Below are 10080 nucleotides of genomic sequence, written 5' to 3'. Positions count from 1 at the left end.
TCATGAATTTATCCCTTGAGAAAATTTAGTTAATTCACAGCAATTTCTCAGGCAATGATGAGGCCTCTTGCATAAATCAAAAATAAGAAAGAACCCCACCCCGCCCAAGCTATGCTTTGTCTCCCCTCCCCGCAAGCCTACGGTGTACACACAAGTCCTAAAAACCTAGCTTGATAAGCATTTCCTCGTTCCCAGTCGGAGACTGGGAATGCATTCATTGAGTCTCTGACTCAATATCTGACTAGAGGCAGAGCCTCTAATCAGGCATTCCTATGCAGAGCATAGGAACGAGATAAACGAGAGAATAACGCGAAATTGATCTTTTTTTGACTTGTGTGTACACCGTAGCCTTTTAGGAGAGAGGTCAAAGTCTATTGCACACAAACAAGAACCGCTATATTCATAGGTTGGCTTTCATTCCTCAACCCAACCTACACATTTCTAGTCCTAAAAACGTAATTACGAATTACGTTAGCGCAGCGTTAGCGACGCAGGAGCGTCATTACGAATTACGAATTATTTAATCGGTGAATTCGTTGCCAGAGAAGATTAGCACTATCCGCATTTCCTTGATGTTCTTTGAGTAATGCCAGATGAGTCAGCGCTTCTTGGTGAGTAGGTTGTAAATAAATTGCTTTTTGAAAAGATTGTGCCGCCCGCTCATTTTGTGCCATCGCTTGCTGCACCTGACCTAGTAAAAGATATGCTTCAGTACTCACTTGATTTTGGTTGAGATAATCGTTGCATAGTTTAACCGCCTCATCTAATCGACCTTGATCGGCTAAAGCTCTGGCTGTTTCTAACAAATTTACTTTTAGTTCTATTGGCAATATCGGATTCTGAGAAGCAACACTTAACCTCTCTTGGGCGACAAACTTAGAATTATTTTTTTTCGGCAGATGTCGCTTGTTGAGAACATCTATATTTTTGCCTGTGATGCCTTGTTTATGAATATTTGGATGATGATTTTTGCGAACATTTTCGCCCGGTGTAGACTTTCGATGAGCAACTACTGAATCTTGACGAACTGAGATTAATTGAGTTTTAAACAATAACCAAGTTTCAGCGTGTCCCACAAATAGCAAGCCTTTTGGCCTTAGCAACCTTTCTAGGACTTGAATGGTGCGCTCTTTTGTTGTCACATCGAAGTAAATCAACAGGTTACGGCAAAAGACTAGATCGTAAAGCGGTGTGTCAGCAAGAAAAGCCGGATCTGCCAAGTTGCCATTCATAAAATTCACCATACTTTTCACCTGTTCGCACAGGCGATATCCTACCTCAGTTGCCTGAAAATAGCGCTCTTGAAACGATTGGCTATTGCCGCGAAACGAGTATTGACTGTAGATTGCTCGTTGGGCTTTTGACAGGCACTTGTTGCTAATATCAACAGCATCGATGTGAATGTTTGTCGAATTTAATCCTGCTTCCAAAAGAGCGAGCGCAATGGAATATGGTTCTTCACCGGTTGCACAGGGTACACTCAAAACCCGCAGCACACCCTGGGGATTTTTTGGCAACCACTCAGATAATACGTAATGCTTCAGAAATGCAAAAGACTCTGGTTCTCGGAAAAACCAAGTTTCTGGAACAATTACAGTGTCAATCAGTGCTTCCCATTCCTGGGTAGATACCTGTAACTTCCCCAGATAGTGAGCAATATCCGTGATCCCGCAATCTGCCATGCGTTGATAAATTGCACTTGCGATCGCATCAGTACCAATAGAATTTGCATCCAAACCAATCTTGCTTTTTAGTAAAGCCTCAATAACAGATTGTGCCATTTATAGAATCTTCAGACCAATCTAAAATTTAGTATTGTGATGACTTTCTAGCAAGAGATTGACTTGCTGCGCTTCTGACAATAAATACTCAATGCGAAGACACTGAATCATCCCTCGATCATCTACAATCATTTTGCCCAAATATGGCGCTGTATCTATCTGGATATTGGAATCAGCAAATTTAGACTCAGACTTATGTAATGTTTCTACAACTTGTTCTGTCATTAAACCCAAAATATAGGGAGCTTGAAGTTCTGTATTATTACTCCCCCAATAATTGACTAATACAATCCTAGTACTCAGATACTCACTGGAGGGTTTACCACGCATCAACTGACATAAATCGATTACTGGTACAATGCGTCCCCGATAGTTAAAAACACCAGCGATATGCTCAGGCTGGTGGGGCAAACTTTTGAGTACAACAAGTGGTATTACTTCTATAACCTGTCGGCTTTCTATGGCATATCGCTCATTTCCAATGTTGAGAAGTAACATTAACACTAATTTACATCTCCAGTGCTAGCTTTTGTATTACTTGTAGACTATGCAAGACACCTATCATAGGATGTCTAGTAATAGTAGGTTGGGTTGACGCAAGGAAACCCAAGACTAACAAATTTAATTTTTATCAGCAATACATGATACCCATTCTTTAAAGCTGCCATGTATGACAACATCTGTAAATTCATTGCCGAAAACTTCAAAGATGATTTGGCAACTTGGTTGCTAGGTTCACCGATTAAATTAACAGAACTTAGCCCTACTGAATTATCAAGCGAACCAATTCGCGCAGATTCGTTAATTTTATTGCAATCTGATGATTTAGTTCTACATACCGAATTTCAAACAGACCCTGATGAAGATATTCCCTTTCGGATGTTAGATTATCGGGTTAGGGTTTATCGCCGCTTTCCTAACAAAGAAATGCGTCAAATAGTAATCTATTTGAGAAAAACAAGTTCACAATTAGTTAGTGAAAACACTTTTAGATTAAACAACACTTACCATCAGTTTGAAGTAATACGCCTGTGGGAACAACCAACAGAAAGGTTTTTGAGTATTCCAGGTCTATTACCCTTTGCCGTGCTAAGTCAGACAAACGATCCTACAATGGTATTAACCCAAGTAGCCAAAGCGGTTGAAGCGATTAGCGTAGGCGTAGCCCGCCGCAGGCATCGCCAGCTACAAAGAAATATAGCTGCTGCCAGTGGCATTTTAGCAGGTCTGGTATTAAATAAAGATGTAATTAGCAAGATTTTAAGGAGTGAGATTATGCGCGAATCAGTCATTTATCAACAAATCCTAGAAGAAGGCGAAGCCAAAGGTAAAGCAGAAGGTAAAGCAGAAACAACAAGAAAATTGGCTTTAAATTTGCTGCGAATTGGAATGAGTTTAGAACAAATTGCTCAAGTTACTGAATTATCTATTGAGCAAGTTCAACTTTTGCAAGAGGAGATTCAAAAATCTTAATTTTAATTAATCGCTTTAGAAAACACGTGCCTATACAAACAAAACCCGCATTCGCGGGTTTCAAAGTTTTTATTAATCCGCGCAGACGCACTTGGTTTGGAAAGGCGCGATTTTTAATCACCTGAGTTTCAAATTCTCAAACTAAAACTCAGCACTTTGGGGTGTACGCGGAAAGGGAATCACATCACGAATATTTCCCATACCAGTCATAAATTGCACGAGTCGTTCAAAACCCAACCCAAAACCCGCATGAGGAACAGTACCATAACGACGCAAATCAAGATACCACCATAAGTCTTCTGGGTTTAATCCTTGCGCTAATACACGGCGTTCTAGAACTTCTAGGCGTTCTTCGCGCTGGGAACCGCCGACAATTTCGCCAATTTTCGGTGCGAGAATATCCATTGCGCGGACGGTTTTTTCATCGTCGTTCAAACGCATATAAAATGCTTTGATTTGCGCTGGATAATCTGTAACAATTACTGGCTTTTTAAACTGCTGTTCAGCTAGGTAGCGTTCGTGTTCTGATTGTAAATCTAAACCCCAACTCACAGGATATTCAAATTTAACATCAGCTTTTTCTAAAAGTTTGATAGCTTCTGTATAAGTTAAGCGTTCAAACTGATTATTAATTATATTTTCGGCTGTTGCCAACACAGATTTATCAATGCGTTCATTGAAAAACTCCATGTCTTCTGGGCAAGTTTCCAACACATATTTAAAGATGTGTTTGAGAAATGCCTCAGCTAAATCCATATCGCCTTCTAAGTCACAAAAAGCCATTTCCGGCTCAACCATCCAAAATTCTGCTAAGTGACGGGAGGTGTTGGAATTTTCTGCACGGAAGGTAGGGCCAAAGGTGTAGACGTTAGAAAACGCCATCGCCATCACTTCCGCTTCCAACTGGCCGCTAACTGTTAAATATGTGGGTTTAGCAAAAAAGTCTTGACTGTAATCTACTGCTTGGTTTTCTGTGCGGGGAATATTCTTTAAATCCAAACTGGTGACGCTAAACAGTTCACCCGCACCTTCGCAGTCGCTAGCGGTGATGATGGGTGTATGTACCCACAAAAAGCCTCTTTCTTGGAAAAATTGATGAATTGCTGCCGAACAAGCATTTCTGACGCGGAAAACTGCACCAAAGGAATTAGTGCGCGATCGCAAATGTCCAATTGTTCGCAGAAACTCAAAGGAATGGCGTTTCTTTTGCAGGGGATATGTATCGGGATCAGCTTCACCGTAAACTTTCACTGTCTCGGCTTTCAATTCAATTCGCTGTCCTTTACCAAGAGAAGCCACTAGTAGCCCTGTCGCTTCAACAGCAGCACCCGTATTCAATTTTTTCAAGATAGCTTCGTAATCTGGCAAATCCTGATTAATGACGACTTGCAAATTAGCTAGTGATGAGCCGTCATTGACTTCAATAAAAGCAAACCCTTTGGATTCGCGTTTCGTCCGCACCCAGCCTTGCACTTGGAGGGATTCATCAGGTTGGCCACTTCGCAATATTTCTGCAATCCGTCGATTTGCCATATTTTACAACTTATATTTCGTCAATGTTAGAAGTACAAATATTAAAGAATCTTAACTATTTAACCCAATCCAAAATCCAAAGTTGGATTTATCCAGCATAAGACTTTAATATCCAGCCTATGATAACGCCCATTCCACCAAAGCGGACGACTTGCCAGAAAGGTTTTTTGAGACTACGCCAAGAAAATAACTGGCTTTCTAAGTTTAGTTCTAGCATTTCCAACTGTCGTTGAATTTGCCGTAACTCTGCTTTGATTTCTGGTGTCTGAGATTTATTGTGCTTTAATTGATCCCGACGCTGTTGCCATTGTGCCTGTTGTTGGCGATCGCGTTGCACTTGATCGTAACGTTCTTTTAAGGATAGGAGCGATCGCTCTACTTCCTCTAGTTCTTGTTCAAAATCCGGTTCTTGATTTTCTGCTGACGACTGTGATTGTTTTGGCGGCTTCATGTACAGGTAGTAAACTAAGATTAAATCTTAACCAATTGTCATTAGTCATTAGTCATTTGTCATTGGTAATTTTTCAAAGGACGAAGGACAAAGGACGAAGAACAAAAGACAAAGGACTTATAATTATGTCTCAATCTACCCAGCTGCCGAAAACCAGTCAACTGAATGAACTTAGTACTCTGGAACTAGCTCAAGCCCTGATGGAAAGACTGAGTATTTCCCCTAACGATTGGCATCGCCTCAAGTCTAACCGCAATTCCCGCGCTAATGAACAAGTGGCAGCAGCGATTGTGTATCTTTTAAAAAATCAGCCACAAGAAGCTCAAGCCAGATTAGAGCAAGCAATTGGTTGGTTAGATCGCTCCATTTCTGCGCCTCCCTGCCCAACTCACGGGAAGTAGGGAAGTAGGGGATAGAGAATAGGGGATAGAGAATAGGGAATAGGGAATAGGGAATAGTTAGTAAAAAACAACTAATCAATAACCTTCCCCACTCCCCACTCCCCACTCACTATTCCCCTCTTATCGTCGCAGAGATAATCCACGGCGATTTTCCATTTGTTTACAAAGCCTCAATTCTGTGCCTTTGCGGTTCCACTCTACCTGATCAAAAATTTGATGCAGAAGACATAAACCACGACCATTTTCTGACTCATCTGGTGGAAGATAGTCTGTTGGTTCTTCATTACTAGTGGATGAGGGAGTAAAGCCACTACCCTGGTCTGATATTATCCACCAATATTGATTATCTATTAAGGAAAAACGAACTACAACTGTTTTACTTGGATCAAGATTATTTCCATGTTTAGCTGCATTTACTAGGGCTTCTTGAAGTCCTAACCGCAGTTCTGCTTGCAATTTTGCTGGAATTTCTGCCAACAATAAATCTAATATGGGACAAAGGTAGAGGGTTGAGGCAAAACTAATAGTGCCCCAAGAACGTCCAACTGGACGGAGTGAAATAGTAATCACAAGAGAAACCCCATAGCTTTCAGTTAGCTAGACATCAGTTTGCTATTACAGGCACCCTGATAAAACTTGAGGTGGTCATGCTGCCTTCAAACTTGCGTCTTTAAAACTAAATTTTGAAAATGCTAGGGAGCATTGGCTCTATAGTATGAGTTGGGATTATTCAGATATATGACGGCTGGAATAACTTTGATAATGAAGTCAGCAAATTAAAAATATGCTGTTAAGTTTAAAGAGTATTTATATACTCTAGCTAGTTGCCGATTTTTCATTTACACAATCCACTTCATATTTTTAAGAACCTATGCAACTTGAATTTATTTAAACAAAATGAATTTCTATTTTTGGATTAATTCAATTCTAGCATCTTTGGTATGCACTAAACTAAAAATTTCAAATTTCAGTTTTTTTAAAGGAATTACTACCCTGGTCTAAATGTGATAACACAAGAAAGGCAGCAGCTTCAACATGAGCCGTTTGAGGAAAAAAATCGGCAGGTTGCACCCGTGTGATAGTATATAGCCCGTCTTGACAAAGTAATTTCAGGTCGCGGGCGAGGGTGGCTACTTTACAGCTGACGTAAACGATCCGAGATGGTTTCAATTGCCGTAAAGTGTCGATGACAGCGCGATCGCACCCCTTACGTGGCGGATCGAGTATTACTACTTCTGGTATTGTGCCCATTTTTGGAAGCAATTTCTCTACAGCGCCTACTTGGAATGTCACATTATCAATTTCGTTGCGGTGGGCATTCAAAATAGCTTGTTCTACTGCTGCTGATTGCACTTCTAATCCTGTAGCAATACGTACTTTTTTGGCGAGGGGTAAAGTTAAAGTCCCAATACCACAGTAGGCATCAACTAGCAACTCATGCCCTTGAAGATTGAGTTCTGATTGAATTACCTGCAATAGTGCCTCTGCTGTTTCTGTGTACACTTGGAAAAATGTATCTGGGCGTACTTGAAATTCCAGTCCAGCAAAATTTTCACGCAGGTGGGGGATTCCAGCGATGCAACGGGTTTCTGATCCAAAGATAGCATTTGTGCGATCGCCATTGCGGTTGAGCGACACTCCCACTAACTGCGGATAGCGCTTTAACCATTCCTGGGCTTGGGTTTCAATTCCTGATAAATTCCAGTCCTTCACCACCAAAGTCAGCAACATTTCTCCAGTGTGTCGGCCAATGCGTAAACTGAGATGGCGAATTTTTCCTTGGTGGCGCTGTTCGTCATAAATTTGCCAGCCTTGCTGTTGAATATCCTGCTTAACTTCGGCAAGTAAGGGATTTAATCGCGCGTCTTGGACTGGACATTGATTTAAGTTAATTAATTGATGACTACCTTTTTGATAGTAACCAGCCTGTACTTGTCCTGTTGCTGATGTGCCTAGAGGATATGTAGATTTGTTACGGTAGCCCAAAGCAGAAGGGGCAGCGAGTACCGGATCTACAGGTGGTTGGATAAAACCGCCAATGCGCTCTATTGCTTGGATAACTTGATTTTGCTTTGCTGCTAGCTGGTAATCATAGCTAATATGCTGCCACTGGCAACCACCGCACTTGTCAGCCACAATACAGCTAGGTCTAATCCGATGTGGGGATGGTTCTAATAGCTGTTGGAGCTTACCGTGGCCATATTTGGGTTTAACATGTACTAAGCGGACAATGGCGCGATCGCCTGGAAGAGTATCTGGGACAAACACAACACGCTCATCAGCGCGTCCCACACCATCGCCTGTATCACTCAGATTAGCGATCGTCACTTCAATTAATTCACCCTGTTGCCAAATTATTTTAGTCATTGGTCATTAGTCATTGGTCATTGGTCATTAGTCATTGGGATCAGGTGACAGGTAACAGGTGATAGGGAATAATCTGTACCCTGTAACCTGTTACCTATTCCCTTCTTCAGTCCCCACACCCCTAAATAGATAAATTCAATACATAAGTATCTCCGATCCCTTCACTTGTGTACCTCCAACTCGCTAAACTAACAGATAATATTTCAGGTGATTTCAATCATCATGACTGTAATTAGCCAAGTTATTCTCAAAGCCGACGACGAACTGCGTTATCCCAGCAGTGGCGAACTTAAAAATATCAAAGACTTTTTGCAAACCGGCGTACAACGGACGCGGATTGCGGCTACCTTAGCCGAAAATGAAAAAAAGATAGTTCAGGAAGCAACCAAACAACTTTGGCAGAACCGTCCTGAGTTTATCTCCCCTGGTGGCAATGCTTACGGAGAACGCCAACGCTCTCTATGTATCCGTGATTTTGGCTGGTACTTACGCCTAATTACCTATGGTGTGCTTGCCGGTGATAAAGAGCCAATTGAAAAAATCGGTTTGATTGGTGTGCGGGAAATGTACAATTCATTGGGCGTTCCCGTGCCTGGAATGGTAACAGCGATCAATTGCCTCAAAACAGCCTCCCTTAGCTTACTGAGTGCGGAAGACGCTGCTCAAGCAGCACCCTACTTTGATTACATCATTCAAGCGATGTCTTAATGCAAAGTGTGTGCTGGTTCTAGGAATATACTTCCGGTCTACTAGAGTGAGTGCAAGATATTAGCACTCGATAGGCATAAGATCCCCAATTTGATCATACCTTCCCCACATTTGGTAGTGGCTGTGGCAAAATCTCTGTCAAGTTACCAATCAACTGTGGGGAAATTTTATGGATATGGGTATTGGGCATGGGGCATGGGGCATTTTACTAATGACAAATGACCAATGACCAATGACAAATACAAAAAACCGACAGTCCTTGATTAAGGCTGTCGGCAATTTAAGTGTGTTCCCTATTAATGACTCGGCTAGAGTTCAGTTGTCATTAATTATGCTTAGTTAGCGATCGCAAAGAGACGATCCGAATCATCGATATGTGTGATTCTCGTCACTTGATTGTTACATCTAAGCTGCATATACCCGAATAATCTCTGATTGACAGCAGATTTATGCAAGTTCAAGAGCTAGAAATTTCACTGAGATGACAAAATCAAGTTATCTTTAAAGATTAAAGCATTTGGTGTAAGACGGATATCCGTGTATAAAAGCTTCAATTATTGTTGACCTGGAAGCCCTCACTCAGCGCGATAAGCTAGAGTTAGCAGCAGAACTGATTCACAATGTCTTGCAACATACTTAGCTTGGGGTAACGATGGCAACAGACCAAAAGCACAGCAATTATTTATCAGAAGCCGAAAGCCTTTTGCGTCAGCTTTCTACTGAGAAGTTGCGAATAGCAGTTGCAATTATTGCTTATTTACAAAAAACAGAAGAAAACGAAGTTACTGAAAAAGTATTATTAAATATTCCTGATTTTGCCCAATTTTTCCGCGAGATTGAGCAAAAAGAAGACAAGTTAGAAAATACTGCCTCAAATCAGATTGCCTCAGATGAAGAGGTATGGCAGGCTTATTTAGCTTCTAAACAGAAATGGCAGGAGGTTTACCGTCGCCTTGCAGACTCCTAGATTTCTTTCTATTTCTCAAGTCCTAGACATTCACCAAGATGAGATAAACAGCTTTGGTGGAACATCTGGTGTCAGAGACGAAGGTTTGCTAGATTCAGCATTGGCACAACCTTAAGCTACTTTTGGCGGCGAACTTCTCCATCCTACAATTCACGAGCAAGCAGCAGCATACCTGTACCATTTAGCGATGAACCATCCGTTTATTGATGGCAACAAACGCACTGCATTTGCGGTTATGGATACCTTCATAACCTTAAATGGCTATATTCTCAACTTATCTCAAGAGCAAGCTTACAACTTGGTGATTCAAGTAGTTCAGAAAGAAATATCCAAAGAAGAACTATCTGCATTCATGGAACTGCACTTACAGGGCAAGTAAATCGATAGAATAATGCTCTG

12 protein-coding genes are annotated in these 10080 nt (G+C 41.3%); 6 read left to right on the top strand and 6 right to left on the bottom strand.

Annotated elements, in window-relative coordinates; all coding sequences use genetic code 11:
* Nucleotides 1–509 precede the first annotated feature (509 nt).
* Entirely contained in the window at nt 510–1781 is a 1272-nt protein-coding gene (locus tag A4S05_RS34620) for a CheR family methyltransferase (protein ID WP_069074294.1), read from the bottom strand.
* A 21-nt stretch (nt 1782–1802) separates the two neighbouring features.
* Nucleotides 1803–2279, bottom strand: a complete 477-nt coding sequence (locus A4S05_RS34615) for a chemotaxis protein CheW (protein WP_256091363.1) — start codon at nt 2277–2279, stop codon at nt 1803–1805.
* A gap of 168 nt (nt 2280–2447) precedes the next feature.
* On the opposite strand from A4S05_RS34615, the gene A4S05_RS34610 reads away from it, so the two are divergent.
* The gene (locus tag A4S05_RS34610) at nt 2448–3254 is read left to right on the top strand and encodes an Rpn family recombination-promoting nuclease/putative transposase (protein WP_069074292.1); all 807 of its coding nucleotides are present in this window, start codon (nt 2448–2450) and stop codon (nt 3252–3254) included.
* Between the two features lie 141 nt (nt 3255–3395).
* On the opposite strand, the gene asnS is transcribed toward A4S05_RS34610, so the two are convergent.
* Nucleotides 3396–4787: an asparagine--tRNA ligase gene (gene asnS / locus A4S05_RS34605; protein WP_069074291.1), complete on the bottom strand. Its 1392-nt coding sequence runs from the start codon at nt 4785–4787 to the stop codon at nt 3396–3398.
* A gap of 88 nt (nt 4788–4875) precedes the next feature.
* Nucleotides 4876–5238 (bottom strand): sll0565 family protein, encoded by a 363-nt coding sequence (locus tag A4S05_RS34600; protein WP_069074290.1) that lies wholly within the window; start codon nt 5236–5238, stop codon nt 4876–4878.
* A gap of 125 nt (nt 5239–5363) precedes the next feature.
* On the opposite strand from A4S05_RS34600, the gene A4S05_RS34595 reads away from it, so the two are divergent.
* The gene (locus A4S05_RS34595) at nt 5364–5639 is read left to right on the top strand and encodes a DUF6439 family protein (RefSeq protein WP_041565907.1); all 276 of its coding nucleotides are present in this window, start codon (nt 5364–5366) and stop codon (nt 5637–5639) included.
* Between the two features lie 120 nt (nt 5640–5759).
* On the opposite strand, the gene A4S05_RS34590 is transcribed toward A4S05_RS34595, so the two are convergent.
* Both A4S05_RS34590 and rlmD read right to left on the bottom strand, forming a co-directional pair.
* A complete protein-coding gene (locus tag A4S05_RS34590; RefSeq protein ID WP_069074289.1) occupies nt 5760–6209 on the bottom strand; it encodes an ATP-binding protein in 450 nt (149 codons plus the stop codon).
* Nucleotides 6210–6599: 390 nt separating this feature from the next.
* Nucleotides 6600–8006, bottom strand: coding sequence for a 23S rRNA (uracil(1939)-C(5))-methyltransferase RlmD (rlmD, locus tag A4S05_RS34585; protein ID WP_069074288.1), 1407 nt, complete (start codon nt 8004–8006; stop codon nt 6600–6602).
* Nucleotides 8007–8228: 222 nt separating this feature from the next.
* On the opposite strand from rlmD, the gene A4S05_RS34580 reads away from it, so the two are divergent.
* The 4 genes from A4S05_RS34580 to A4S05_RS43910 all read left to right on the top strand — a co-directional run bounded on the left by A4S05_RS34580 (nt 8229) and on the right by A4S05_RS43910 (nt 10060).
* Entirely contained in the window at nt 8229–8714 is a 486-nt protein-coding gene (locus tag A4S05_RS34580; RefSeq protein WP_069074287.1) for an allophycocyanin subunit alpha-B, read from the top strand.
* Nucleotides 8715–9366: 652 nt separating this feature from the next.
* A complete protein-coding gene (locus tag A4S05_RS34575; RefSeq protein ID WP_069074286.1) occupies nt 9367–9681 on the top strand; it encodes a hypothetical protein in 315 nt (104 codons plus the stop codon).
* Nucleotides 9668–9796, top strand: coding sequence for a Fic family protein (locus A4S05_RS43915; protein WP_256091361.1), 129 nt, complete (start codon nt 9668–9670; stop codon nt 9794–9796). Before A4S05_RS34575 ends, A4S05_RS43915 begins: the two co-directional genes overlap by 14 nt.
* A 33-nt stretch (nt 9797–9829) precedes the next feature.
* Entirely contained in the window at nt 9830–10060 is a 231-nt protein-coding gene (locus A4S05_RS43910) for a type II toxin-antitoxin system death-on-curing family toxin (RefSeq protein WP_256091362.1), read from the top strand.
* Nucleotides 10061–10080 lie beyond the last annotated feature (20 nt).

Source organism: Nostoc sp. KVJ20 (assembly GCF_001712795.1).
GTDB lineage: Bacteria > Cyanobacteriota > Cyanobacteriia > Cyanobacteriales > Nostocaceae > Nostoc.
This window is presented reverse-complemented; position numbering and strand designations above follow the sequence as displayed.

Bases quoted from the DNA above. Each gene is read 5' to 3' on its own strand.
- A4S05_RS34620 (WP_069074294.1), bottom strand. From the start codon at position 1,781: ATGGCACAATCTGTTATTGAGGCTTTACTAAAAAGCAAGATTGGTTTG.
- A4S05_RS34615 (WP_256091363.1), bottom strand. From the start codon at position 2,279: ATGTTACTTCTCAACATTGGAAATGAGCGATATGCCATAGAAAGCCGA.
- A4S05_RS34610 (WP_069074292.1), top strand. From the start codon at position 2,448: ATGTATGACAACATCTGTAAATTCATTGCCGAAAACTTCAAAGATGAT.
- asnS (WP_069074291.1), bottom strand. From the start codon at position 4,787: ATGGCAAATCGACGGATTGCAGAAATATTGCGAAGTGGCCAACCTGAT.
- A4S05_RS34600 (WP_069074290.1), bottom strand. From the start codon at position 5,238: ATGAAGCCGCCAAAACAATCACAGTCGTCAGCAGAAAATCAAGAACCG.
- A4S05_RS34595 (WP_041565907.1), top strand. From the start codon at position 5,364: ATGTCTCAATCTACCCAGCTGCCGAAAACCAGTCAACTGAATGAACTT.
- rlmD (WP_069074288.1), bottom strand. From the start codon at position 8,006: ATGACTAAAATAATTTGGCAACAGGGTGAATTAATTGAAGTGACGATC.
- A4S05_RS34580 (WP_069074287.1), top strand. From the start codon at position 8,229: ATGACTGTAATTAGCCAAGTTATTCTCAAAGCCGACGACGAACTGCGT.
- A4S05_RS34575 (WP_069074286.1), top strand. From the start codon at position 9,367: ATGGCAACAGACCAAAAGCACAGCAATTATTTATCAGAAGCCGAAAGC.